The organism is Streptomyces scopuliridis RB72, assembly GCF_000718095.1.
In the GTDB taxonomy this organism is placed as follows: domain Bacteria; phylum Actinomycetota; class Actinomycetes; order Streptomycetales; family Streptomycetaceae; genus Streptomyces; species Streptomyces scopuliridis.
This window is the reverse complement of sequence record NZ_JOEI01000027.1, coordinates 87,859-113,168: the sequence shown is the minus strand read 5'-3', so window position 1 is coordinate 113,168 and position 25,310 is coordinate 87,859. Positions and strand designations below refer to the sequence as shown.

25 protein-coding genes are annotated in these 25,310 nt (G+C 71.2%); 12 read left to right on the top strand and 13 right to left on the bottom strand.

From position 1 onward, the window contains the following. Positions 1-11 precede the first annotated feature (11 nt). Complete coding sequence (locus IF11_RS0128765) at positions 12-1,331, bottom strand: MFS transporter (RefSeq protein WP_240627522.1); 1,320 nt, start codon at positions 1,329-1,331, stop codon at positions 12-14. A gap of 99 nt (positions 1,332-1,430) precedes the next feature. Next, positions 1,431-2,717 (bottom strand): exo-beta-N-acetylmuramidase NamZ family protein, encoded by a 1,287-nt coding sequence (locus IF11_RS0128760; RefSeq protein WP_030354673.1) that lies wholly within the window; start codon positions 2,715-2,717, stop codon positions 1,431-1,433. Positions 2,718-2,933: 216 nt separating this feature from the next. On the opposite strand from IF11_RS0128760, the gene IF11_RS0128755 reads away from it, so the two are divergent. From IF11_RS0128755 to IF11_RS0128740, 4 genes are all read left to right on the top strand, one after another. Continuing rightward, positions 2,934-3,710 (top strand): SDR family oxidoreductase, encoded by a 777-nt coding sequence (locus IF11_RS0128755; RefSeq protein WP_030354672.1) that lies wholly within the window; start codon positions 2,934-2,936, stop codon positions 3,708-3,710. A gap of 169 nt (positions 3,711-3,879) precedes the next feature. Next, positions 3,880-4,473 (top strand): TetR/AcrR family transcriptional regulator, encoded by a 594-nt coding sequence (locus IF11_RS0128750; protein ID WP_030354671.1) that lies wholly within the window; start codon positions 3,880-3,882, stop codon positions 4,471-4,473. 203 nt (positions 4,474-4,676) lie between these two features. Then, complete coding sequence (locus IF11_RS0128745) at positions 4,677-5,249, top strand: hypothetical protein (RefSeq protein WP_030354670.1); 573 nt, start codon at positions 4,677-4,679, stop codon at positions 5,247-5,249. A gap of 303 nt (positions 5,250-5,552) precedes the next feature. Next, a complete protein-coding gene (locus IF11_RS0128740; RefSeq protein ID WP_157848456.1) occupies positions 5,553-6,392 on the top strand; it encodes a helix-turn-helix transcriptional regulator in 840 nt (279 codons plus the stop codon). Between the two features lie 62 nt (positions 6,393-6,454). Here IF11_RS0128740 and IF11_RS0128735 read toward each other — a convergent pair whose 3' ends face one another. The 6 genes from IF11_RS0128735 to IF11_RS0128710 all read right to left on the bottom strand — a co-directional run bounded on the left by IF11_RS0128735 (position 6,455) and on the right by IF11_RS0128710 (position 11,104). Further along, positions 6,455-7,669, bottom strand: coding sequence for an acyl-CoA dehydrogenase family protein (locus IF11_RS0128735; RefSeq protein WP_030354668.1), 1,215 nt, complete (start codon positions 7,667-7,669; stop codon positions 6,455-6,457). Positions 7,670-7,678: 9 nt separating this feature from the next. Then, positions 7,679-8,710 (bottom strand): phosphotransferase family protein, encoded by a 1,032-nt coding sequence (locus IF11_RS0128730; RefSeq protein WP_030354667.1) that lies wholly within the window; start codon positions 8,708-8,710, stop codon positions 7,679-7,681. Positions 8,711-8,824: 114 nt separating this feature from the next. Beyond that, entirely contained in the window at positions 8,825-9,736 is a 912-nt protein-coding gene (locus IF11_RS0128725; protein ID WP_030354666.1) for an MBL fold metallo-hydrolase, read from the bottom strand. Positions 9,737-9,841: 105 nt separating this feature from the next. Further along, entirely contained in the window at positions 9,842-10,177 is a 336-nt protein-coding gene (locus tag IF11_RS0128720; protein ID WP_030354665.1) for a DUF202 domain-containing protein, read from the bottom strand. Then, positions 10,177-10,569: a YidH family protein gene (locus IF11_RS0128715; protein WP_030354664.1), complete on the bottom strand. Its 393-nt coding sequence runs from the start codon at positions 10,567-10,569 to the stop codon at positions 10,177-10,179. Before IF11_RS0128715 ends, IF11_RS0128720 begins: the two co-directional genes overlap by 1 nt. 10 nt (positions 10,570-10,579) lie before the next feature. Further along, positions 10,580-11,104 carry an NUDIX domain-containing protein gene (locus IF11_RS0128710; RefSeq protein ID WP_030354663.1) on the bottom strand — a complete coding sequence of 175 codons (525 nt, stop codon included), beginning with the start codon at positions 11,102-11,104 and terminating at the stop codon, positions 10,580-10,582. A gap of 97 nt (positions 11,105-11,201) precedes the next feature. Between IF11_RS0128710 and IF11_RS0128705 the strand changes: the two genes are divergently transcribed. The 5 genes from IF11_RS0128705 to IF11_RS0128685 all read left to right on the top strand — a co-directional run bounded on the left by IF11_RS0128705 (position 11,202) and on the right by IF11_RS0128685 (position 17,095). Next, positions 11,202-12,860 (top strand): FAD-binding dehydrogenase, encoded by a 1,659-nt coding sequence (locus tag IF11_RS0128705; protein ID WP_030354662.1) that lies wholly within the window; start codon positions 11,202-11,204, stop codon positions 12,858-12,860. Between the two features lie 232 nt (positions 12,861-13,092). Then, positions 13,093-14,055: a hypothetical protein gene (locus IF11_RS0128700; RefSeq protein ID WP_030354661.1), complete on the top strand. Its 963-nt coding sequence runs from the start codon at positions 13,093-13,095 to the stop codon at positions 14,053-14,055. Between the two features lie 33 nt (positions 14,056-14,088). After that, positions 14,089-15,636, top strand: a complete 1,548-nt coding sequence (locus tag IF11_RS0128695) for an APC family permease (RefSeq protein WP_030354660.1) — start codon at positions 14,089-14,091, stop codon at positions 15,634-15,636. 177 nt (positions 15,637-15,813) lie between these two features. Next, positions 15,814-16,479 (top strand): molybdopterin-dependent oxidoreductase, encoded by a 666-nt coding sequence (locus tag IF11_RS0128690; protein ID WP_078490980.1) that lies wholly within the window; start codon positions 15,814-15,816, stop codon positions 16,477-16,479. Then, a complete protein-coding gene (locus IF11_RS0128685) occupies positions 16,421-17,095 on the top strand; it encodes a cytochrome b/b6 domain-containing protein (protein ID WP_078490976.1) in 675 nt (224 codons plus the stop codon). Before IF11_RS0128690 ends, IF11_RS0128685 begins: the two co-directional genes overlap by 59 nt. A 61-nt stretch (positions 17,096-17,156) precedes the next feature. Here the strand turns inward: IF11_RS0128685 and IF11_RS0128680 are convergent, their stop codons facing one another. Together IF11_RS0128680 and IF11_RS0128675 are read right to left on the bottom strand one after the other, a co-directional pair. Next, a complete protein-coding gene (locus IF11_RS0128680; protein ID WP_030354657.1) occupies positions 17,157-18,554 on the bottom strand; it encodes a GntT/GntP/DsdX family permease in 1,398 nt (465 codons plus the stop codon). Between the two features lie 20 nt (positions 18,555-18,574). Beyond that, positions 18,575-19,084 (bottom strand): gluconokinase, encoded by a 510-nt coding sequence (locus IF11_RS0128675; protein ID WP_030354656.1) that lies wholly within the window; start codon positions 19,082-19,084, stop codon positions 18,575-18,577. 154 nt (positions 19,085-19,238) lie between these two features. On the opposite strand from IF11_RS0128675, the gene IF11_RS0128670 reads away from it, so the two are divergent. The 3 genes from IF11_RS0128670 to IF11_RS0128660 all read left to right on the top strand — a co-directional run bounded on the left by IF11_RS0128670 (position 19,239) and on the right by IF11_RS0128660 (position 21,787). Next, on the top strand, positions 19,239-19,940 hold the full coding sequence (locus tag IF11_RS0128670; protein ID WP_030354655.1) for a FadR/GntR family transcriptional regulator: 702 nt from the start codon (positions 19,239-19,241) through the stop codon (positions 19,938-19,940). Positions 19,941-20,072: 132 nt separating this feature from the next. After that, positions 20,073-21,158: an S-(hydroxymethyl)mycothiol dehydrogenase gene (locus tag IF11_RS0128665; RefSeq protein ID WP_030354654.1), complete on the top strand. Its 1,086-nt coding sequence runs from the start codon at positions 20,073-20,075 to the stop codon at positions 21,156-21,158. Continuing rightward, positions 21,158-21,787, top strand: coding sequence for an MBL fold metallo-hydrolase (locus IF11_RS0128660; protein ID WP_030354653.1), 630 nt, complete (start codon positions 21,158-21,160; stop codon positions 21,785-21,787). The genes IF11_RS0128665 and IF11_RS0128660 overlap by 1 nt, the downstream gene beginning before the upstream one ends. Here IF11_RS0128660 and IF11_RS0128655 read toward each other — a convergent pair. Genes IF11_RS0128655 through IF11_RS0128645 form a run of 3 tightly spaced genes read right to left on the bottom strand, consistent with a single transcriptional unit; the run spans position 21,772 to position 25,194 of the window. Continuing rightward, positions 21,772-22,704, bottom strand: coding sequence for a pseudouridine synthase (locus tag IF11_RS0128655; protein ID WP_030354652.1), 933 nt, complete (start codon positions 22,702-22,704; stop codon positions 21,772-21,774). The genes IF11_RS0128660 and IF11_RS0128655 overlap by 16 nt on opposite strands. A gap of 40 nt (positions 22,705-22,744) precedes the next feature. Beyond that, positions 22,745-23,941: a cytochrome P450 gene (locus tag IF11_RS0128650; protein ID WP_030354651.1), complete on the bottom strand. Its 1,197-nt coding sequence runs from the start codon at positions 23,939-23,941 to the stop codon at positions 22,745-22,747. 44 nt (positions 23,942-23,985) lie between these two features. Beyond that, on the bottom strand, positions 23,986-25,194 hold the full coding sequence (locus IF11_RS0128645; RefSeq protein ID WP_030354650.1) for a cytochrome P450 family protein: 1,209 nt from the start codon (positions 25,192-25,194) through the stop codon (positions 23,986-23,988). Positions 25,195-25,310 lie beyond the last annotated feature (116 nt).

Genomic DNA, 25,310 nt, shown 5'->3' with positions numbered 1-25,310 from the left:
GGCGTCTCGCGTCAGCCCAGTTCGCGTTCCCGTGTCTCCGGCAGCGCCCGCACGCACAGCAGGGAGACCAGGGCCATCCCGCTGACGTACCACCCCACCGACGCCGAGCCGAAGCCGGACTGGAGGCGCGGCACGACCAAGGGGGAGACCGCGCCGCCCAGGACACCGCCCAGGTTGTACGCGAGCGACGCGCCCGAGTAGCGGACGCGTGCGGGGAACAGCTCGGGCAGGTAGGCGCCCATCGGACCGGACGTCACCCCCAGGCAGAACAGCGCGCCGCCGAGGGCCAGCGCCATCAGTACCGGCCGCTCGGTGTCGAGCAGCGGGAACAGCAGCAGGCTCCAGACCGCGGCCAGTCCGCACCCCGACAGAACGAGTCTCCGCCGGCCGTCCGTGTCGGAGCGGGTGGCGGAGAACCAGATACCGGCCGCGAGGAAGAGACAGGCGACCAGGGACAGCGCCAGCATCGTATTGCGCGGCATACCCAGGGATGTCGTGGTGTACGACAGGCCATAGGTCATCGATGTGTAGAAGAGCGCGTACACGACGGCCATCGCGCCCGCGCCGAGCAGCAGTTCACGCGTGTGACACCGCAGGAGCTCCATCAGCGGTGCCCGACTCGCGGCCCGTTCCGCCACGGACCGTGCGAAGACCGGCGTCTCGCTGATCTTCAGCCGTACGACCAGCCCGACGGCGACCAGCAGGAAGGACAGCAGGAACGGGATACGCCAGCCCCAGCTCGCGAAGGCCGCCTCGTCGAGCGACGCGGACACCAGCCAGAAGACACCGGTGGCGGCGGAGAAGCCGACGGGCGGGCCGAGTTGGGGGAACGCCGCGTACAGCCCGCGCTTCCCGCGCGGCGCGTGCTCCACGGCCAGAAGCACCGCGCCGCCCCACTCACCGCCGATCCCGATGCCCTGGAGGAAGCGGAGCGTGACGAGCAGCAGGGGCGCCCAACTGCCCAGGGTGGCATAGCCGGGCAGCAGCCCCACCAGCGCCGTGGACACACCCATCAGCAGCAGCGAGGTGACCAGAACGGATTTGCGGCCGACGCGGTCACCGAAATGGCCGAAGACGATTGAGCCGATCGGGCGAGCCAGAAAGGCCACCGCGTACGTGGAGAAGGACGCGAGCGTGGCGTTGAGGGGGGAGAGATTCGGGAAGAAGACGTCGTCGAGGACCAGCGCCGTCGCCATGCCGTAGATGAAGAAGTCGTAGAGCTCGATGGTGTTGCCGATGAAGCTCGCCACGGCCACCCGGCGCGGACTCTCCCGGTGTTCCGGAGCGTCCGCGGCGGGCGCCGTGGGAGTGGGGGACAGAGTTTCGTCGATCACGACAGGCACTTTCACGGCCGGTGAACGACGCGGTCAACGGCGCGTGTTGGACACGCTCCGATATCGGTGCGCTACCGACTGTTATCAGCCGTGCGGTCACCGGTAGAGCAGATACCCCCGCCGTACGGCACGGAACGCGGCCAGTTCGCTCCGCCACGCGCCGGTCACCTCGTCGGTGTCCGCGCCCGCGTCGATGAGCGTACGGACCTGCGTCGACCCGGTCAGCTTGTCGATCCAGTGGTCGGAGCGCCAGGCGAACCCGCTCCACGACCGCTTCGCCGTCACCAGCAGCGCGATGCCGGTGCGTACGGGATCGAACGACTCCCGGTCGTGGACATGGAGTTGCACCCCGCCGATCGTCCTGCCCTGGAACTTGGAGAAGGTCGGCGCGAAGTACGCCTCACGGAAGCGTGCCCCTGGCAGCTCCAGCGCGTTGGCCGCCGCGGCCCACTCACGGCCGATGCCCTCCGCGCCCAGCAGTTCGAACGGCCGTGTCGTACCCCGTCCCTCCGACAGATTCGTCCCCTCGAAGAGACAGGTCCCCGCGTACACCAACGCGGTTTCCGGCGTCGGCATATTGGGGCTCGGCGGCACCCACGGCAGGCCCGTCGCGTCGAAGAAGTCGCCGCGGCGCCAGCCCGTCATCGTGACGACGTCCAGCTCCACCGGCTTCGACGTGAGGAACTCGCCGTTGAACAGCCGCGCCAGCTCGGTGACGGTCATGCCGTGCGCCTGCGAGATCGGCTGACGCCCCACGAAGGTCGCGAACTCCCGGTGCAGGACCGGCCCGAGGGCCGCCCGCCCGGTCACCGGATTGGGCCGGTCGAGCACCACGAACCGCTTGCCCGCGAGCGCCGCCGCCTCCATGCAGTCGTACAGCGTCCAGATGTACGTGTAGAAGCGGGCGCCCGCGTCCTGGATGTCGAACACGACGGTGTCGACCCCGGACGCGGTGAAGATGTCCGCGAGGGACTGACCGCTCTTCAGATACGTGTCGTAGACCGGCAGTCCGGTGGCGGGGTCGTCGTAACGGCCCTCGGAGCCGCCGGCCTGCGCCGTACCGCGGAAGCCGTGCTCCGGGCCGAAGACGGCGACGAGCTTCACCCGCGCGTCGGCGTGCATGACATCCACGATGTGGCGTACGTCGGAGGTGATCCCGGTCGGGTTGGTGACCACGCCGACCTTCTCCCCGGCGAGCAGCCGGTAGCCGTCGGCGGCCAGCCGGTCGAAGCCGGTACGGACCCGACCCCCGCCCCCGGTCCCGCCTCGCGCGTGCGCGGCGGCCGTGCCCGCGCCCGCGGCCGACGCGCCCACGGCCCCCACGGCCCCCACGGCCCCCATCGCGCCACCGGCGGCCAGCAATCCCCGTCTGGACAGGCCCATTCCGCTACCTCCGCGCACTCGGTCGGCTGTCATGGCCACGCACGCTAGCGCTCCACGGGGCCACGCGGAACGACGCCGACCACACGCCGCGCCGCCGTCCCCGCCCGGCTCGTCCTCTTCCCGCGTCACATACCGACCGGTTAGTCTGCTGAGGGTCGACGAGGGCGTCGGCGAGGGCGTCGGCGAGGAACCGGAACGCCGGAAAGGCAGGTCCCGATGAGTTCGGTGCACGGTGCGGGGGTTGTGGTCACGGGAGCCGGCGGTGGCATCGGCGCCGCGCTGGCCCGCAGATTCGCCGCCGAAGGCGCCCGGGTGGTGGTCAACGACCTCGACGCGGAGAAGGCCAAGGCCGTCGCCGCGGAGATCGACGCCGTCGCGGTCCCCGGCGACGCCTCCCTGATCGTGGACGACGCCCGCGAGGCGCTGGGCGGCACCGTCGACATCTACTGCGCCAACGCCGGGCTCGGCTCGGCCGGTGACGCGCTCTCCGGCGAGGACGTCTGGTCGGCCGCCTGGGACGTCAACGTCATGGCGCACGTACGGGCCAGCAGGGCGCTGCTGCCCGGCTGGCTGGAGCGCGGGAGCGGCAGGTTCGTCTCCACCGTCTCCGCAGCCGGTCTGCTCACCATGATCGGCGCGGCCCCGTACAGCGTCACCAAGCACGGCGCGCTGGCCTATGCCGAATGGCTCTCGCTGACCTACCGTCACCGCGGTCTCAAGGTGCACGCCATCTGCCCGCAGGGCGTGCGTACGGACATGCTCACCGCCTCCGGCAGCGCCGGCGAGCTGGTGCTCACTCCCACCGCCATCGAGCCGCCCGCCGTGGCCGAGGCGCTGTTCACCGCCATGGCGGAGGACCGCTTCCTCGTCCTGCCGCATCCCGAGGTGGCGGGCTTCTACCAGGCGCGCTCCGGAGACCCCGACCGCTGGCTCGCCACGATGAACCGTGTCCAGCAGAAGTGGGAAGCGGTCGGAGGCGGCGCGGGGGAGTGACCGCGCGGGTCCGCGCGTACGCCCGCCCCCGCGCGGCCGCGATCCTGCCCGAGCCGCCCGGGACGGCGGGTGGGAAGATCCTCGGGCGGGAACCGCGTTCCCTCTCGTGGGCGTCATCGCAGGCGCCGGGGACCGGGGACGGCATGGAGCGAAAGGCAGGTGGCGACAGATGGCCAGAACGACGGACGGGGACGGTACCCCCGTTCCCCAGCGACTGCTGGCCGCCGCCACCCGGCTCTTCGCCGAGCGCGGATACGACCGCACCTCGGTCCAGGGGATCGTCGAGGCGGCGGGCGTCACCAAGGGTGCGCTTTACCACTACTTCGGCTCCAAGGAGGACCTTCTCCAGGAGGTCTACTCCCGCGTACTCCGCCTCCAGCAGGAACGTCTCGACGCCTACGCGGACGCGGACGAGCCGGTGGAGCGGCGGCTGCGGGCCGCCGCCGCCGATGTGGTCGTGACGACGATCGACAACCTGGACGACGCCGCGATCTTCTTCCGCTCCATGCACCATCTCAGCCCGGAGAAGAACAAGCGGGTGCGGGCGGAGCGCCGCCGCTACCACGAGCGGTTCCGCGCGCTGATCGAGGAGGGCCAGCGCGGCGGGGTCTTCTCCACCGCGACCCCGGCCGATCTGGTGGTGGACTACCACTTCGGCTCGGTCCACCATCTCTCGACCTGGTACCGGCCGGACGGCCCGCTCACCCCGCAGCAGGTCGCGGACCATCTCGCGGATCTGCTGCTGCGCGCGCTGCGCCCATAAAGCGGCGGCCCGGTACGGTGGCGGCCCCCCGCCCCCGCGCGCCATGCACCGAACGCGGGTGCTCTCCCTACGTACTTGTACGCATTGCGGGTACCGCGCGCCCTAGTCACTATGAGTGTCGTTCGGTCTACGGAACGTGAGACATTCCGCGCACCTGACCACGCGCATATGACTCACACGCGCATATGACTCAAGGGGGATCAATGAACAAGATCCGCGCGTTCATGCTGAGGGCCACGGTCGGCGTCCTCGCCGCCGGTACGCTCGCGGCCGGCCTGATGACGGCCCCGACCGCCGGGGCGCAGACTCCTCGGGACGACAGCCGCCAGGCGTTCACCGCGCAGACGCAACGGGCCGGGCTGACACCCGCCCAGGCCGGCGAGCTCCAGGACCGGGTCGACGGCTATCTCGCGGAAGAGCCGGGCAGCAGGCAGGTCTCCGCCAACAGGATCGCGATCGAGGGCGGCGATCTCGTCGTCGCCGCTCCCGGCCAGCGGTACGCCCGCGACCTGGCCGGGCCCGGGGTGAGCGGCCGGGCGCCCGCCGCGTGCGCGTACGGACATCTCTGTCTGTACAAGCCGGGCGACTCGCGCGACTACTACCGGTGCGGGACCTACAGCCTGCCCTGGGTCGGGGACGGCACGTTCAACAACAACCAGACCCGCGGCACGACCGCGAAGTTCCTGAACTCCGACCGCAGCGTCCGCTGGACCTCCAGGGCGCCCCAGACCGGCACGGCGACCTGGACGCAGGTCTACTACGTCGTGCCCTGCTGACGGCCCGACGGCCAGTGGCTCCGGTGGCGTGAAGGCCGGACGGAGCGACGGCCCGAAGGCGTGAGGGGCCGGAGGGCGCCGCTGAAGTTGCCGTGGCCGCGGCAACTGCACCGGCGGGCACCCCCCTCGGCCCAGGGCTCCCGGGGCGGCGGCTGTGCGCAGGCCCCGGGAGCCCCCTATGTGATGCCGATCCACCCCTCGGCCGGTCTATCCAGGGGGCGAGGGGTACGGCAGAATGAACACGGAGAGTATCGGTGTCGGTGCGTACGGCCATCACCGGCCGTCGGGGGCGCGGGGGTATCGATGGGGTCTGTCCTGTGGCGTGATTACGCCCATATGCTCGGTCTGGCTGTCGCCGTTCTGGAACACCCGGACCCGGAGCCCGCCTGGTCCTCGGTCCTCGCCGAACTGGCCCGGGGCATGCACGCGTCGGCCGTCTCGCTCTCCCAGGCCAGCTACGCGAAGCGGACCGGACGTGTGGTGGCGTGGAAGTCCGCCCACGCGCTTTCGCAGGACTATCTGGACGCGCTGACCACCCGGCAACTGCGCGCGGACAACCCGCTCGTGGCCCACTACACGTCCGCCCGGGACCACACGCCGCTGTCGGCGAGCCAGATCATGGGCGAGCGCTCCTGGCTGCGCAGCCGGAGCCACCGGCTGGCCCGGGGGACCCTCGGCGCCCATATGCTCGGGATTCCGCTGCCCGCCCCGGCCGGCGTCGCCAGAGGCTTCGTACTGCACCACCCGCAGGACGACTTCACGGCGGAGGAGCTGGCGTACGCCCGTCGTGTCCAGCCCCTGCTGGTCAGCATCGACTCCCACTACAGCGCCCTCGCGCGCTGGCGTGCCGCCGCCACCTGTGCCGCGCCCTCCTCTCCCGCCCCGTCCCGTGTCGCCTCCGTCACGGACCCCGTCGAGCGGGCGGCGGAGGCGGGGCTCACGCCCCGTCAGCTCACCGTCCTCACGCTGCTCGCGGAGGCCATGCCCGCCACCGCGATCGCCCGCCGGCTGCATATCTCCCCGCGTACCGTCCACAAGCACATCGAGGGCATCTACCGCAGACTGGGCACCTGCGACCGGCTCTCGGCGGTCATGCGCGCCCAGTCCCTCGGCCTGCTCCCGCCGCCGTCGCCGGACTCCTGAGGCCCCGGATACGTCGGCCCGGGATGCGCCGGCCTCAGATGTGTCAGTCCCGTGGGTCCCGCTCAGAGGTACTTCTTCAGCTCCCGCCGCGCCAGCGACCGCTGATGCACCTCGTCGGGACCGTCCGCCAGCCGCAAGGTCCGTGCCGCGGCCCACAGTTCGGCCAGCGGGAAGTCCTGGCTGACCCCGCCCGCGCCATGCAGCTGGACGGCCGAGTCGATGATGCCGACGACCGCGCGGGGGGTGGCGATCTTGATGGCCTGGATCTCCGTGTGCGCGCCCTTGTTGCCGACCGTATCCATCAGCCAGGCCGTCTTGAGCACGAGCAGTCGCAGCTGTTCGACCGTCACCCGGGCGTCCGCGATCCAGTTCTGGACCACGCCCTGCTGGGCGATCGCCTTTCCGAACGCCGAACGGGACACGGCCCTGCGGCACATCAGCTCGATCGCCCGCTCGGCCATCCCGATCAGCCGCATGCAGTGGTGGATCCGGCCGGGCCCGAGCCGGGCCTGCGCGATCGCGAAACCGCCGCCCTCCTCGCCGACGAGATGCGAGGCGGGCACCCGCACGTTGTCGAACACCACCTCGGCGTGGCCGCCGTGGGAGTGGTCCTCGTAGCCGTACACCCGCATGGCGCGGCGGACTTCGAGCCCCGGGGTGTCGCGCGGGACCAGGATCATCGACTGCTGGCGGCGGAGGTCCTCGCCGTCCGGGTCGGTCTTGCCCATCACGATGAAGATCGCGCAGTCCGGGTTCATCGCCCCGGAGATGTACCACTTGCGGCCGTTGATGACGTAGTCGTCGCCGTCCCGCCGGATCCGCGTCTGGATGTTCGTCGCGTCCGAGGAGGCCACGTCGGGTTCGGTCATGGCGAACGCCGACCGGATCTCGCCCGCGAGCAGCGGCTCCAGCCACTGCTTCTTCTGTTCAGCGGTGCCGAACTGGGCGAGCACCTCCATGTTCCCGGTGTCGGGCGCGGCGCAGTTCAGCGCGGTGGGGGCCAGTTGCGGGGAGCGGCCGGTGATCTCGGCGAGCGGCGCGTACTGGAGATTGGTCAGCCCGGCGCCGTACTCCGTATCGGGCAAGAACAGGTTCCACAGGCCCTGGGCGCGCGCCTCGGCCTTGAGGTCCTCGACGACCGCCGGGGTGTCCCAGGGGTCGGCCAGCAGGGACCGCTGCTCGTGCGCCACCGCCTCGGCCGGCAGGACGTACGCGTCCATGAAGGCGAGCAGCCTGGCCCGCAGCTCTTCCGTGCGGGCGTCGAATGCGAAGTCCATGAGGGGTACTCAGCCTTCCTGGAGGGTGGTGAGGCCGTGCTGGATGAAGACGGGGACGAGAGCGCCGATCCGGTCGAAGCCGGGGCCCACGGTCTGGCCCAGGGTGTAGCGGTAGTGGATGCCCTCCAGGATCACGGCGAGCTTGAACCAGGCGAACGCCGTGTACCAGGAGATCGCCGAGGTGTCCCGGCCCGAGCCCGCGGCGTACCGCTCGATCAGTTCGGCGGGCGCGGGGTGGCCGGCGGCCCCGGCGGTCGTACTGATCGGCGACCCCGTCAGCTCCAGGCGCGCGCTGTACATCACCAGCAGCCCCAGGTCGGTGAGCGGATCGCCGAGCGTGGACATCTCCCAGTCCAGTACCGCCTTGATCCGGTCGTCCTCGCCCAGCAGGACATTGTCGAGCCGGTAGTCGCCATGGATCACGGTGGGCGCCGGGGAGCCGGGCAGCGACCGGCCGAGGGCCGCGTGCAGCTCGTCGATACCGGCCAGCTCGCGGTCGCGGGAGGCGTCGAGCTGCTTGCCCCAGCGGCGCAGCTGCCGGTCGAGGAAGCCGTCGGGGCGGCCGAAGCCGGCGAGCCCGACCGCCACGGGATCGACGGCATGCAGCTCGACCAGCGTGTTGACCAGCGCCAGGACGGCGGCGCGGGTGCGCTCGGGGCCGAGCGGGGCGAGCTGTTCGGCCGTGCGGTACGGCGTGCCCGCCACATACTCCATGACGTAGAAGGGCGCGCCGAGCACGGACTCGTCCTCACAGAGCAGCAGTGGCTCGGGCACCGGCACGGCCGTCGGATACAGCGCCTCGATCACGCGGTACTCGCGCTTCATGTCGTGCGCGGTGGCCAGCACATGGCCGAGCGGGGGCCTGCGGACCACCCAGCGGTGGGCGGGATCGGCGGAATCGGTGACGGTGTACGTCAGATTCGACCGGCCGCCCTCGATCAGCCGCGCGTCGAGCGGTCCGCTCACCAGGCCGGGAAACGCGCGGTCGAGATGGCCGCGCAGCTGCTCGGGATCTAGTCCTGGCGGGGGGACTGGGCTCATCGTGCGTACCTCCGTGGGCGGTCGTGGCCGATCCTGATGACTCATGATGCCGACCAGTCGGTATGTCGTCCAGTGCGGGGCCTGGTCCCTGTCGGTGCCGGGGCCCGGGACCGGTCAGGCGTCGCAGGCCGGGAGCGCGCCGCCGTTCATCGCGGCGATATCGGTGAAGACGGTGACCGGATCCAGCGGCGAGCCCTCCGGCAGCCCGTCCAGCTCGGCGTACGCCCGGTGCAGATTGCCCACCAGCCGCTCGCTCTCCCGCAGCGCGGCGAACTCCCCGAGATCGGCCGTGCGCGCCGTCTCCAGCGGGGTGAGGCCCTTGGCGTGGCCCTCCAGCGCCAGATCGGTCACGTACCGCAGATAGTCCTCCGTCGCGTCGAACACCGACGGGTCGGTGACCGGACCGTGCCCCGGTACGACGACGCTCGCGTCCAGCGAGCGCAGCAGATCCAGCGCCCGCAGGGATCCGCGCAGCGAGCCCGCGGAGACGAACGGCGTACCGCCGTTGAAGACCAGATCGCCGGTGAAGACGATGCCACGCTCCGGCAGATGCACGATCGAGTCGCCCCGGGTGTGCGCCACGCCCGGGTGGATCACCCGCGCCTCGGTCCCGCCCGCATGGAGGGTCAGGCGGTCGTGGTAGGTCATGGTCGGGAGCGTGATCCGGATGTCGCCGAAACCAGTCCCCGGCCAGACCAGCCGGATTTCATGACCGGCGGCGGACTGCTCGTCGCGGCAGGTGGCATGGCCGATGACGGTCGCCTCGGGCACGAACAGGCCGTTGCCGTAGGTGTGATCGCCGTGGTGGTGCGTATTGACGACGATACGGGGGAGGGGGACGCCGGTCGCCAGGATCGCCTCACGCAGCAGCAGCGCGCGGTGTTCGGTGGCGGCGGTGTCGATGAGGAGCGTCGTCTCGCCGTCGCTGACGAAACCGGCGTTGTTGAGGCACCAGCCGCCGTCCGGCTGGACATAGGCGTGCACCTCGGGTGCCAGTCGGACGAGATATGGATCGGTGGCAGGCATCGGGGTCCCCTGGCTCACGGGCGAACGGTCGCTCCGAGCCTGCCAGCTGACGGCACGCCAGGTGGCGTCGCCGTACCGTCGGGCCCGTACGTTCAGGCCGGCCCTTCAGGCCAGCACCGCCAACGCGAACAGGGCCAGCAGGATCGTGCAGCCCGTCGTGGCGATCGCCGCGCGCACCGTCAGCGGCCCCGGCGCGGCGGCGTCCAGCGCCAGCGTGCGGCGGTGCGCCACGCCCAGGAAGGCGAGCCAGACCAGGGCGCTGAGCGCGGCGCCGGCCACTCCGGCGGCCGTGGCGCCGCCATGGATCGCCTGCCGGGCCGCGAGAACGGCGACCACCGTGCAGGAGAGTGTCGTACGCCGCCAGGCCAGCCGGGTCCGCTCGGGCTGGAGCCCCGGATCCCGGGCCGGGGCCCCGCCCGCGTCCCCGGGAGGCGCGGCCATCAGCCGGCCCGCCCCAGCACCACGATGACCAGCATCGCGACGGCGACCAGCCCCACCGCCAGACTCAGCAGCGTCGGAAACACGGAGACGGGCAGATCCTCCTTGCGCCGCATTGCCCGCTCGCAGCGCACCCAGTGATTGACCGCGCGCAGCGCGCAGAACGCGCCCGCCGCGAGCAGCGCCACCGCGAGCCCGACCCGTACCCCCCAGCGCAGGTCCGGCAGGAACTGATCGACCGCGAACCCGCCGCCCACCAGCGCGAGCGCCGTGCGGATCCAGGCCAGGAAGGTGCGCTCATTGGCGAGCGAGAAGCGGTAGTCGGGGGTCTCGCCCTCCTCGGCGACGCGCCGGGGCGTGAACCACAGCCGCAGGCCGCGCAGAAAGTCGCTCACGTACCGCACCCTACGCGCGCGGCGCGCGGAGCCGTTCGTACGCCGCGAGCCCGTCCGGCGCCCACTTCCAGCCATCCGGGCCCTGTCCGAGCCGGCGCTCCAGCTCCGTCTCCGGGAGGAAGTCGTGCCAGGCGACCTCCTCCTCCTGCGGGCGCACCGGCAGCGTGCAGCGCACCTCGTACACCCGCGACCACCAGCTCCCGGTCCCGTCCGCGGACTCGTACAGAAACGTGAACAGCGGTACGGGCCGGGGCAGCCCCGACACGCCCAGCTCCTCCTCGGCCTCCCGCAGCGCCGCCTCGTCATAGCTCTCGCCCGCGCCGACGACACCGCCCACGAACATGTCGTACAGCGAGGGGAAGATCAGCTTCACCGGGGTTCTGCGATGGACGAAGATCCGGTCCTCCGCGTCCCGCGCGAGCACGAAGACGGCGCGATGGCGCAGGCCCCGCGCGTACACCTCGCCGCGTGGCGCCCGCCCGACGACGCGGTCGTCTTCGTCGACGATGTCCAGGATCTCGTCAGCAGCGCTCATACACGCCATCCAACCAGTTGACGCGTTACTCGCGCGTACGGAAGATCGGACCACCCGTACAGGGCCCAACCGATCCCGCCCGTGAAGGATGGCAGCCATGGCGAACGACGCTGATGTGATCGTGATCGGGGCGGGGCTCGCGGGCCTGGTCGCCACCGCCGAGCTGGTGGACGCGGGCCGCTCCGTGATCGTCCTCGACCAGGAGCCCGAGCGGTCGATCGGCGGACAGGCGCACTGGTCCTTCGGCGGCCTCTTCTTCGTGGACTCGCCCGAGCAGCGCCGGCTGCGGATCAAGGACAGCCGGGAGCTGGCCCTTCAGGACTGGCTCGGTACGGCGGGGTTCGACCGCCCCGAGGACGACCACTGGCCGCGCAAGTGGGCCGAGGCGTATGTCGACTTCGCGGCGGGCGAGAAGCGGGCCTGGCTGCATGGGCAGGGCATGCGGTTCTTCCCGGTGGTGGGCTGGGCGGAGCGCGGCGGGTACGACGCGACCGGACACGGCAATTCCGTGCCGCGCTTCCACATCACCTGGGGCACCGGGCCCGGGGTGGTCGAGCCGTTCGAGCGGCGGGTGCGCGCGGGGGTCGCGAAGGGGCTCGTGACGTTCCGCTTCCGGCACCGCGTCACCGCCCTCGCCACCACCGCGGGCGTGGTGGACACCGTGAGCGGCGAGATCCTGGAGCCGAGCGAGGCCGTTCGCGGCACCGCGAGCAGCCGTACGGTCACCGGCGCCTTCACGTTCAAGGCGCAGGCGGTGATCGTCACTTCGGGCGGCATCGGCGGCAACCACGAGCTGGTACGCGCCCAGTGGCCCGAGCGGCTCGGCACGCCGCCGAAGAAGATGCTCTCGGGCGTGCCCGCGCACGTCGACGGACTGATGCTCGGCATCACGGAGGCGGTGGGCGCCCGGCACATCAACCGGGACCGGATGTGGCACTACACCGAGGGCATCGAGAACTGGAACCCGATCTGGGCCAGGCACGGCATCCGTATCCTGCCCGGCCCGTCCTCGCTCTGGCTGGACGCGCGCGGCCGGCGGCTGCCCGTACCGCTCTTCCCCGGCTTCGACACGCTCGGCACGCTGGAGCACATCATGCGCTCCGGCCACGAGTACACCTGGTTCGTCCTCGACCAGCGCATCATCGGCAAGGAGTTCGCGCTCTCGGGCTCCGAGCAGAACCCCGATCTGACCGGGAAGTCGGTCCGCGGGGTGATCGGACGGGCGCGCGCCGATGTCCCGGGCCCGGTCAAGGCGTTCATGGACAACGGCGCCGACTTCGTCGTGGAGAAGGACCTGAGCGCGCTCGTGCGCGGCATGAACGCCCTCACCGGGGAAGGGCTGATCGACGAGGACGGGCTGCGCCGCGAGATCACCGCGCGCGACCGCGAGATCGCCAACCCCTTCACCAAGGACCTCCAGGTCATGGCGGTCCGGGGCGCCCGGAAGTATCTGGGCGACAAGCTGATCCGTACGGCCGCCCCGCACCGCCTGCTCGACCCCCAGGCGGGCCCGCTGATCGCCGTACGGCTGAACATCCTGACCCGTAAGTCGCTCGGCGGCCTGGAGACCGATCTGTCCTCCCGCGTCCTGACCGCGGCGGGCGCGCCGCTGCCCGGCGTCTACGCGGCGGGCGAGGCGGCCGGCTTCGGCGGCGGTGGCGTGCACGGCTACCGCTCCCTGGAGGGCACATTCCTCGGCGGCTGTATCTTCTCGGGCCGTACGGCGGGCCGGGCGGCGGCGAAAGCCGTCCGGTAACGGAGGGCAGGCGGGCGGGCAGTGCGGCCAATACCCGTCCGAGCTGGGCCTCAGCAGCTGAAACCGGGTCACATACGAGGTGAGGCCCCGGGGTGCAAAGAGGGATCAACGGTGCGGGACGGCTGGACAGTTGGCGCACTTCGCATCAAGGCAGCCCTTGACGGAAAGCGTTGCCTACCGGTTGGCTGTCCGCGATCATCGCTCGTTCATGTGCCCTGGAGGATTCCCGCGGATGTCCCCGCCTCCGCCACCACCCCTGGGCCGCTCACGAAGACGGGGCTCCCGCTCCGGCCAGTTCTTCGATCCGGCCCTTGATGACGCCCGACTCGGCGCCGTACGAGACCAGCTGGCCCAGGGCCGCTGGTCCGAGGCGCGCACCCTGCTCGCCGAGACCGGCGACGACTGGGACCGGCGGGGCCACCGCGTCGTCGTCCTCGCCCGGGCCTCCGGCGCCGCCGCCTGGACCCGGGACTGGCTGCTCGCCGAACCGGAGAGCGCCGACGCGGCCACCCTGCTCGCCTGCGCCACCGTCGTCGGCGTACTGCGCGGCAAAGAGAAGGAACAGCGCGCGCGGGACGCCTGCCGCGATGCCATCCGGCGGGCCCCGGCCGATCCCACGCCCTGGCTCGGACTGCTGCTGCTCGCCCGTACGCTCGGCACGGAGGAAGAGACCTCACAGCTCTTCGACGAGGTCAGAACCCGGCATCCGGACCATCACCACGCGCATCATCTGATGGCGGCGCGGCTCGCGGAGCGCCATCCCGACGCCGGCCAGGACCCGTTGCACGAGGTGTACGACTTCGCCTCCTGGGCCGCCGAACAGGCCCCCGCCGACTCACCGCTCGCGATCCTGCCCGTGGTCGCCCACGCCGAGCGCTACCGCGTTCTCGCCTCCGCCGGACAGGAACCCGGCAACCCCGCGGCCTCCGCCCACTGGACCGGACGCCGCGCCCGCCAGGTGCTCAAGACCGCCTTCGACTGGTGGCTGGAGTGGGAGTCCGAGGAGCATCCGCGCGGCCGGGTCGACCTCAACTTCCTCGCCCACGCCCAGTTCCACGACGGGCGGTTCGCCGAGGCCGCCGCGCTGTTCCAGCGGATCGGCCCGCACATCACCCCAGCCCCCTGGTCATATCCCGACCGGGACCCCCACAAAGCGTTCCTCGCCGCGCGCAACGCCGCGCTCGGCTCCGCCTGAGTCACCACCGCATTCCGAAAGGACCACCCTGTCATGTCGACGGGCAGACCCAGCACGAGCGAACTCAACGAGATCAATACGTACAAAGGGCAGGAACGGGCGCTGCGCGCCGGCCGGCTCGGCACGGTGGGCCTGCTGCTTTCCGTGCTCGCCGCGAGCGCGCCGATGCTCGTCGTCGCGGGCGTCATGCCCACGGTCTTCGGTGTCATGGGCATCGTCGGCCAGCCCCTGCTCTATGTGATTCTCGGCGTCGTCCTGGTGCTGTTCAGCTTCGGGTACGCGGAGATGAGCCGGCATGTGCACAACGCCGGCGCGTTCTACGCGTATATCGCCCGCGGTCTCGGCCCGACCGCCGGTGCCGGTGCCTCGCTCGTCGCCCTCGTCGCGTACAGCGCCATGCAGGTCGGTATCTACGGGATCCTCGGCTTCGAGGTCTCCGGACTCTTCGCCACCTATCTCGATCTGACCGTGGCCTGGTGGATCCCGGCGCTCGTCGCCGCCGCGATCGTCGGTCTGCTCGGCTGGCTGAAGATAGACCTCAACGCCAAGGTCCTCGGCGTCCTGCTGATCATCGAGTGCGCACTGGTCGTGATCTTCGACATCGCCTCCCTCGCCGATCCGGGCAAGGAGGGGCTGTCCATGGCCGCCTTCAACCCCGACACCCTCACCGGCGCGGGGCTCGGGACCGCGCTCTGCTTCTGCATCGCCGCCTTCGTCGGCTTCGAACAGGCCCCGGTCTACGCCGAGGAGACGAGCCGGCCGCATGTCGTCGTCTCGCGTGTCATGTTCCTGGCCGTCGGCTACGCCGCGCTGTTCCTGGCCTTCAGCGCCTGGGCGGTGACCGTCGCCGCGGGACCCGGCTCGATCGTCAAGGCCGCGGGGGAGCAGGGCCCCGCACTGCTCTTCGGACTGACCGAGAGCCGGCTGGGCGCCACCTTCACCGACGTCCTGCACGTCCTGTTCGTGACCGGCATGTTCGCCGCGCTGCTCAGTTTCCACAATGTCGTCGCGCGCTACGCCTTCGCGATGGGCCGCGAGGGGCTGCTGCCCGCCGCCTTCGGCCGCACCAACAAGTCCAGCGGCGCGCCGGCCTCCGGCTCCGTGCTGCAGTCCGCGGTCTCGGGCGCCGTCATCCTGGCCTTCGCCCTCACCGACGACAAGCCGGCCGGTGACCCGACGGCCCCGGTGCTCCATCTCTTCACCTGGATGGGCAACATCGGCGCGCTCGGGGTCATCGTGCTGATGGCCGTGGCCTCCCTCGCCGTCATCGTCTTCTTCGTACGGCGGGGAGCGGCGCGCCATCAGGCCGCGCGGCTGGTGGCCTCCGGGCTGGCGGGCATCGCGCTGGTGACCATCGCCGTCTACACCGTCAAGGACTTCGACATCCTCGTCGGGTCGGGGCCCGGCTCCGCGCTCAGCTGGGTGCTGCCCGGGATCATCGCTCTCGCGCTGATCGGCGGGCTGGTGTACGGGCTGGTGCTGCGCTCCGTCAAGCCCGAGGTGCACGCCCGTATCGGGCTCGGCAACGAGGCCTTCCAACTGGAGAAGGCGGCCGAGTCGGAGACGACGGCCGCGGTCTGACGCCCCCGCCGAGAGGCGGACGGCAGAACGCTCCTGACGAAAGAACGCTCCTGACGAAAGTGTGACGAACACCCGCGGTCCCTGGCTTCACGGGGCCGCGGGTGTTCTCCTCGACGGGTGACCCATCAATCAACCGAGCCCGAGGGCACGCCGGTAGGACGGCGCCTGGTGCTCTCCATGCTCGGCCTCGGAGCCGCGGGACTCGTCACGGCGCCGTATCTCCAGCGCGGTCTCGAAGCCTTCCTCGGCTCGGCCGCCGACAAGGACCCGACCGGTCTGACCGGACTGCTGCCCAACGGCGGCGGCTTCCGCTACTACTCGGTCGCGGCCTCCGTCCCCCGCAAGGGCCCCGACACCTACCGGCTGACGGTCGACGGACTGGTCGACCGGCCCGCCACGTACACGCTCGACGAGCTGCGCGCGCTGCCGCAGACCCGGGTCGTGCACGATGTGCAGTGCGTCACCGGCTGGCGCGTCCCGCACACCCCCTTCGAGGGCGTACGGCTCTCACGGCTCCTCGACGCGGCGGGGGTACGGCCCGACGCCGGGGCGGTCCGCTTCACCTGCTTCGACGGCACGTACAGCGAGAGCCTCACCCTCCAGCAGGCCCGCCGCGCCGATGTGATGGTGGCGCTCAGGATGAAGGACGCCCCGATCGGGCACGCACACGGCGGTCCGGTCCGGCTCTATGTGGCGCCGATGTACTTCTACAAGTCGGCGAAGTGGCTCTCCGGGATCTCCGTCACCTCCGACGTCAGGCCCGGCTACTGGGAGGAGCGCGGCTATGACGTCGACGCCTGGGTCGGCCGGTCCAACGGCCGGGGCGACACCCCCACTGTCTGAGCGCCCGTCCCCCGGCGCAGGCGGGCGGATACGGCGCTTCAGCCGGGCGGAGCGCTGGGTGCACCGCGCCACCGGCGCGCTGATGCTGCTGTGCGTGGCCACCGCGGGCTGTCTCTACGTACCCCAGCTCGCCGAACTCGTCGGCCGCCGCGCTCTCGTCGTGACGCTCCACGAGTGGTCGGGGCTGCTGCTGCCCGGACCCCTCCTGCTCGGCCTCGGCTCCCGCGCGCTGCGCGCCGATCTGCGCCGGCTCAACCGGTTCCTGCCGTACGACAAGGAGTGGCTGCGCGCGGTACGACGGCGCGACGCCCGTCCCGAGGCGCGCCCGGCGGGCAAGTTCAACGCCGGGCAGAAGCTCTACGCGGGGTGGATCGCGGGCGCCGTGCTGGTGATGCTCGGCACCGGCCTGCTCATGTGGTTCACCGGCCTCGCGCCGGTCCTGTGGCGTACGAGCGCCACCTTCGTCCACGACTGGCTGGCCCTCGCCATCGGCGTCGTACTCCTCGGGCACCTCGGGATGGCGTACGGCGATCCGCAGGCGCGGCGCGGGATGCGCACCGGGACGGTGGACCGCGCCTGGGCGGAGCGGGAGCACCCCCGGTGGAAAGAGGAGTGACCCGCCCCGCCCGGACGCGGGGATCCGGGGCGCCGCTGCTGCGACACCCGAAGTGATGCGCCTACAACACCAGCGAGAGCAGCAGCACGAAGCCGAGGCCGACCACGGAGATGATGGTCTCCATCACCGACCAGGTCTTCAGCGTCTGGCCGACGCTCATCCCGAAGTACTCCTTCACCAGCCAGAACCCGGCGTCGTTCACATGGCTGAAGAAGAGCGAGCCCGCGCCGATCGCCAGCACCAGCAGCGCCGCGTGCGTCGTCGACATGTCGGCCGCGAGCGGTGCCACCAGACCGGCCGCCGAGATGGTCGCCACGGTCGCCGAGCCGGTCGCCAGCCGGATCGCCACCGCGATCAGCCAGGCCAGCAGCAGGGCGGGGATCGACCAGTCCTTGGAGAATTCCAGGACCATCTGGCCCACGCCCGAGTCGATCAGCGTCTGCTTGAAGCCACCGCCGGCGCCGACGATCAGCAGCACGCCCGCGATCGGGGCGAGCGACTTCTCGACGGTCGAGGAGATCCGGTCCTTGGTGAACCCGGCCGCGCGGCCCAGCGTGAAGATGCCGACGAGCACGGCGGCGAGCAGCGCGATCAGCGGGGAGCCGACGACATCCGCCACGCGCTGGACGGTGTTCTCGGGATCGTCCACGACGATGTCCACGAGCGCCTTGCCCAGCATCAGCACGACCGGCAGCAGCACGGTGGAGACGGTCGCGACAAAGCTCGGCCGGGTCTCCAGATCGTCCGAGGTGCGCTGCGGCACCATCTTGTCGGGGGCCGGGATGTCCACCCAGCGCGCGGCGTACCGGGAGAACAGCGGGCCCGCGATGATCACGGTCGGGATGGCGACGACCACCCCGAGCGCCAGCGTGACACCGAGGTTGGCACCGACGGCGTCGATCGCGACCAGCGGCCCGGGGTGCGGCGGGATCAGACCGTGCATCACGGAGAGCCCGGCCAGCGCCGGGATACCGATCCGCATCAGGGAGTAGTTGCCGCGTTTGGCGACCAGCAGGACGACCGGGATCAGCAGCACGATCCCGACCTCGAAGAAGAGCGGCAGCCCGATCACCGAGGCGATCAGGACCATCGCCCACGGCATGGCGCGCCCGCTCGCCTTGGCGAGGATCGTATCGACGATCTGGTCGGCGCCGCCGGAGTCGGCGAGCAGCTTGCCGAGGATCGCGCCGAGCGCGATCAGTACGCCCACCCCCGCGACCGTGGAGCCGAGGCCGGCGGTGAAGCTGGTGATGACCTTGTCCAGCGGGGCGCCCGCGAAGGCGCCGAGCGCCAGCGAGCCGAGGGTCAGGGCCAGAAAGGCATGGAGTTTGAAGACGGTGATGAGCAGGACGATGACGGCTATACCGGCGAGAACCGCTATACCCAGCTGCGCGTTGCCCGCCGAGGTGATCGGCTCGGCTGCGTCCGCTGCCAGCGTCTCGACACTGAGACTGGTCACGGGAGTCACGGGAACTTCCTTCAGCTTTCGAGCCGGCGCAGCGCGGCGACGGCCCGGTCGGTGATTTCTTCGGGGGTACCGGACACATCGACGGCCACGCCCGCTTCGTCCGCGCCCAGGTTCTCCAGGGCGGCGTACTGCGAGTCCAGCAGCGCGGTGGGCATGAAGTGCCCCTTGCGCTCCGACATCCGGTGTTCGATCAACGGCCGGTCGCCGGTGAGGTGGAGGAAGACGGCGCCCGGCGCGGCCGACCGCAGCCGGTCCCGGTAGGCGCGCTTGAGCGCGGAGCTGCTCACCACACCGCCGAGCCCGGCCCTGCCGTGCGCCCAGGCCCCGATGGCGTCCAGCCACGGCCGGCGGTCAGCGTCGCCGAGCGGAATGCCGGCGGACATCTTCGCGATGTTCTCCGGCGGATGGAAATCGTCGCCCTCGGCGTACGGGACGCCCAGTGCGGCGGCGAGCAGGGGGCCGACCGTGGTCTTGCCGGTTCCTGCCACGCCCATCACCACGACGACGTGGGGGGTGCTCATCGCATGCCTCGCTGTCTTCCTCGACATCGGCTTCAGTCCGTCCCGGGCATCGGGCCGTCGCGCTACTGAAACCTATTAGGTACGACTTATTCAAGAGGCTGTGATGTAAACGTCGTACTTAATCTTCGAGGGGTGCGCCCCGTAGGGTTGTCCCATGACCACTGAAGGCCGGGGCTTGCATACCCGTGTGCTGGACACTCTCGGCCTCGCCATCACCGCGGGCGAGTACCCGCAGGGCAGTGTGGTGCGCACGGACGAGGTGGCCCAGCGCTTCGACGTCTCGCGCACCGTCGTCCGCGAGGTGGTCCGCGTCCTCGAATCCATGCATCTGGTGGAGTCCCGGCGCCGGGTGGGCGTGACCGTACGCCCCACCGAGGAGTGGAACGTCTACGATCCGCGCGTCATCCGCTGGCGCCTCGCCGGCTCCGACCGGCCCCGTCAGCTGCGCTCGCTGACCGTGCTGCGCTCCGCGGTCGAACCGGTCGCGGCGGGGCTCGCCGCCCGGCACGCCACGCCCGACCAGTGCGCCGCTCTCACCGAGCAGGCGCTCGGCATGGTCGCGACCTCCCGGGGCCGCCGGCTGGAGGAGTACCTCGTCCATGACATCGCCTTCCACCGGGTGGTGCTGAACGCGTCGGGCAACGAGATGTTCGCCCGGCTCGGCGATGTGGTCGCGGAGGTCCTCACCGGCCGTACGCACCACCAGGTGATGTTCGACGACCCGGACCCGGCCGCCGTGACCCTGCACGTCCAGGTCGCCGAGGCGGTACGGGAGGGCGACGCCGTCCGCGCCGAGGAACTCACCAGGGAGATCGCCGTCGGCGCCCTGGAGGAACTGGACGTACTGGCCCCCTGACACGCACCTGCCCGCGACCGCGCGCGCTGCGGCACGGGAGGGCGCTTCGGCACGGGATAGTGGGGGATGACGGAACGTTCGGTGTGTGAGCGTCCGAGCGTGTGACGGTGTGAGGAAAGGCAGGTCCTGGCAATGGCGCAGCAGGTGCAGGGGGTCGTCGCCCCCGGCAAGAACGAGCCGGTGCGGGTCGAGACGATCGTCGTACCGGACCCCGGTCCCGGCGAGGCCGTGGTGAAGGTGCAGGCGTGCGGCGTCTGCCACACGGATCTGCACTACAAGCAGGGCGGCATCAACGACGACTTCCCCTTCCTCCTCGGCCATGAGGCCGCGGGCGTGGTCGAGTCGGTCGGCGAGGGAGTCACCGATGTCGCGCCCGGCGACTTCGTGATCCTCAACTGGCGTGCGGTGTGCGGGAACTGCCGGGCCTGTCTGCGCGGACGGCCCCAGTACTGCTTCAACACCCACAACGCCGCCCAGAAGATGACACTGACCGACGGCACGGAGCTCTCCCCGGCGCTCGGCATCGGCGCCTTCGCCGAGAAGACCCTCGTCGCGGCGGGCCAGTGCACCAAGGTCGACCCGAGCGTCTCCCCGGCCGTCGCCGGGCTGCTCGGCTGCGGTGTGATGGCGGGCATCGGCGCCGCGATCAACACCGGCCAGGTCGGCCGCGGCGACTCGGTCGCGGTCATCGGCTGCGGTGGTGTCGGTGACGCGGCGATCGTCGGCGCGCGCCTCGCGGGCGCGGCCCGGATCATCGCCGTCGACATCGACGACCGCAAGCTGGAGACGGCGAAGTCGATGGGCGCCACCCACACCGTCAACTCCCGCTCCACCGACCCCGTCGAGGCGATCCGCGAACTGACCGGCGGGTTCGGCGCGGATGTCGTCATCGAGGCGGTCGGCCGCCCGGAGACGTACAAGCAGGCCTTCTACGCCCGCGATCTGGCCGGGACGGTCGTCCTGGTCGGTGTCCCCACCCCCGAGATGACGCTCGAACTGTCGCTGATCGACGTCTTCGGCCGCGGCGGCTCCCTCAAGTCCTCCTGGTACGGCGACTGTCTGCCGTCCCGCGACTTCCCGATGCTCATCGACCTGCACCAGCAGGGCCGGATCGACCTCGGCGCGTTCGTCACCGAGACCATCGGACTCGGCGATGTCGAGAAGGCGTTCGCCCGGATGCACGAAGGCGATGTCCTGCGTTCCGTGGTGGTGTTCTGATGACCGTCCGCATCGACCATCTCGTCACCTCCGGCACCTTCTCCCTCGACGGCGGCACCTGGGACGTCGACAACAATGTCTGGATCGTCGGCGACGACTCCGAGGCGATCGTCATCGACGCCGCCCATGACGCCGCGGCCATCGAGGACGCGCTCGGCGGCCGGACGCTGCGCGCCATCGTCTGCACCCACGCGCACAACGACCACATCGACGCCGCGCCGGCCCTCGCCGCCGCCACCGGCGCGCCCGTGCTGCTGCACCACGACGATCTGCCGCTCTGGAAGCAGACGTACCCCGAGCAGATCCCGGACGGCGAGCTGACCGACGGCTCCACGCTCACGGTCGCGGGCACCACCCTGACCGTGCTCCACACCCCAGGGCACGCCCCAGGCGCGGTCTGCCTGTACGCCCCCGAGCTGTCATCGGTCTTCACCGGCGACACGCTCTTCCAGGGCGGCCCCGGCGCCACCGGCCGGTCGTTCTCGCACTTCCCGACGATCATCGACTCGATCCGCGACCGGCTGCTCGGTCTGCCGCCGGAGACGGTGGTCCGTACGGGACACGGCGATACGACCACCATCGGCGCCGAGGCGCCCCAGCTGGCGGAGTGGATTCAGCGCGGCCACTGAGACAGGGTGAGCCGGCTCTCGAACCGGTACGGCTCGCCCGTCACCGGATCGGTGAACTCCAGTACCTTCGCGAGGAGTTGGAGCGGCGATTCGTAGGCGTCAGGGCCTTCCGCCCGGACAACGGGATACACCGGATCGTTCAGGATCGGCAGCCCCAGACGGTTCATATGGACCCGCAGCTGATGGGTTCGGCCGGTGGCCGGCAGCAGCCGGTACCGGCCGAACCCGCCCCGCCGCTCCACCAGTTCGATCCGGCTCTCGGCATTCGGCTCGCCAGGGACCTCCCGAGCGGCCAGCACTCCACGCTCCTTCTCGATCCGGCCGCGCACGGTCACCGGCAGCGCCACGGCGGGATCGTACGGCGCGACCGCCTCGTACTCCTTGCGCACCAGCCGGTCCCGGAACAGCGTCTGGTACGCGCCCCGGTCCCCGGCCCGTACGACAAAGAGCGTGAGCCCGGCGGTGAGCCGGTCGAGCCGGTGCGCGGGCTGCAACTCGGGCAGCCCGAGATCCCGCCGCAGCCGCGCCAGCGCGGTCTCGGTGATATGCCGTCCGCGCGGGGTGGTGGCCAGGAAGTGCGGCTTGTCGGCGACGACGATCCGCTCGTCGCGGTACACGATCCCGATCCCGAACGGCACCGGCTCCTCGGCGGCGAAGTCCCGGTGGAACCACACGTACCGCCCGGCGGCATACGGCTCCGCCGCCCCCACCGGCCCGTCCACCCCGACGAACCGCCCCTCCCGCAGCATCGAGTCGACCCGCCCGGCCCCGATGGCATCCCCGAACCGCGCGACCAGATGATCCCGTACGGTCGGCCACGCCCCGGCCTCGTCCGGCGGCAGCCGCAGCCGGACGGGATCGATGCCGTCCCGCTGGGGGAGGGGCGAGGGCGGCGGGGTGCGGTGTCTGTGTGCCACGGGACCGTGAGTGTAGTGGGCGGGTGCAGTGGGCGGACTGTCACCACATGACGGGCACGGCGGCGGGCATGATGGCCATCCTGTTGGGCACCCAGGGGACTTCGTCGGCGGGGACCGCGAGGCGGATGCCGGGAAGGTGCTCCAGGAGCGTGGCGAACGCGGTCTCGGACTGACGGCGGACGAGATGGGCGCCCGGGCAGTGGTGGCGTCCATAGCCGAAGCGCAGATGGGGATTTGGCGAGCGGGCGGGATCGAAGCTGCCGGGACGGGGAAAGGCGTCGGGGTCGTAGTTGACCGCGTCGAGGGAGAGCAGGATCAGATCCCCCTCCTTCACGGACACGTCGCCGAGTTTGTCGTCCTGGGTGACGAAGCGGGGGATGGCGTTGCCCAGCACGACCCCGTGGCGCAGCAGCTCCTCGACGCACTGCGGCATCGTGTCCGGACGGGCGCGCAGGCCGTCGATCACCTCGGGGTACTGGAGGAGATGGACGGCCGCCACGCCGAGGAAGCTGGCGAAGTCCTCGTAGCTGGTGACGAAGAGGAGGGCCGCGATGTTGGAGAGCTGCTTGTCGTCCAGGCCGCGTCGGCGGTCGTTGAGGTCGGCGAGGCGGTCCAGCAGCCCGCGCGGCTCGGCGGGACGGGCGGTGATGTGCTGGTGCATGTACAGCCGGAGCTCTTCCCAGTTGCGGGCCAGCTCCTCGTTCGTGGGCGTCACCATGGTCAGGTCGAGGTCGGCACGTTCGGCGAGCCAGTGCCGGTCCTCGAAGGGCAGACCGAGGGTGCGGCACATGCACCGCGCGGCGACCCATTCGGCGAAGTGGTGCTGGAGATCGCCCGGGCCCCCGGCCTCCACCATGGCGTCCAGCCCTTCCCGGGTGACCTGGGCGACCCACTCGGCGGGGAGGCAGGGCTGGGCCCGGCCGAGGGCCTTCAGCACCTCGTCGCGCAGCCCGGCGCGCTGGAGATAACCCATGGCGTCCAGCAGCTCGGGGGCCAGGATCGGGGCGTCCTGAGTGGGGCCATCAGGACCGGCGAGCGCGGACCGGGCGAACTTCCGCTCCCGCAGGACGTGCTGGGCCGGCTCGTAGCCGGTGACGAGCCACGCCTCGCCGCCGGCGTTCGTCCGCACCCTGGCCACGGGGCACCGGCGCTGGAGGTCGCGCAGCTCGGGCGCGAGCCGGTCGCCGCGATCGCTGAAGGGGTAGTGCGGCAGGAGATCTTCTTCGGTCGCGGGCACGGTCGGCGGGACCTTTCTCGTACGGGTCGCGGAAGGGTGATGGGTCACCAGCGCACCGGCAGGCGGGCCGGGGCACGCAAGGGCGTCGTCTCGTCCCACGGAAGGGAATCCGCCGGTTCGGCGAGGGCGAGGCCGGGCAGGCGGTCCAGCAGCACCCGCAGGGCGACGGACAGTTGGAGCCGGGTCAGATGAGCACCGGTGCAGTAGTGCGGGCCGTGCCCGAACGCGACGTGCGGGTTGGGGCTGCGCGTGAGGTCGAGTCGCGCGGGATCGTCGAACGCGGCCGGGTCGTGGTTGGCGGACGCGACGACCGGGACCACCGCGTCCCCGGCGCGGATGTGCCGGCCGTGCAGGGTGAAGTCCTCCTCCGCCACCAGGACGTTGATCGCGTTCATCAGCGGCACGTACCGCAGCAGTTCCTCCACCGCCGTGTCCATGCCGTCCGGCCGCTCGCGCAGCCGCCGCATCTGGTCGGGATGGGTGAGCAGCGTGAGCAGGGCGTTGCCCAGGTGCTGGATGTTGGTCTTGTAGCCGGCCATGAGCATGGTGACCACGAAGCTGACGATGTCGTCGCGCACCAGTTCACTGCCGGCGCGGCGGCTCTCCGCCAGCAGCAGACTGATGTAGTCGTCACCACCGCCGGCACCCTCCCTGCGGGCGATGAGGCCGGACGCGTAGTCCTGGAGCGCGTACAGGGCCGCCAGGATGTCCTCCATGTCCAGGCCGGACGCGCTCAGGAGCGTGAGGGTGTGCGGCAGATAGGTGTCGCGGTCCTCGTACGGCAGGCCCACCGTCCCGCACAGCACCCTCAGCGGCAGCGGCTCGGTGAAGGCGGCCACGAGGTCGGCGCCGGTCCCCGCGGCCACCATGGAATCGACGAGTTCCTCCGCCATCGCCCGGATCCTGGGAGCCATGAACTCCAGGCGACGCCGGCCGAACAGCGGCAGCACACTGCGGCGGACCCGGCTGTGGTGCTCGCCGGTCATCTCCAGGAACGTCGGCAGACACGGCGGCGGGGCATCGGCCCCCTCGCGCGGGGGCCAGGCGGACAGCAGCGGCCTGATGAGCCGGGGATCGGCGAAGGCGGCGCGTACGTCCGCATGGCGGCTGATGAGCCAGCCCGATTCGCCGTTGGGCATCAGGGCTCTGACGATCGGCTGCTCCTCGCGCAGCCGGGCGTAGGCGCAGGGTGGGCCGGCGTCCGCGGGATCGAAGGCCGGTACCGGCATCGATGCCTCCGGCAGCGTGGTCACGTCCTGCACTCCTTGTTCTGTGACGGATACGTACGTACGGGCGGATCGGCCGGGCGACGCGGCCGGTGGTGAACCGCCCCGGTCTCGACAGCTCGCCGGGCGCGGCACGCCGAGTC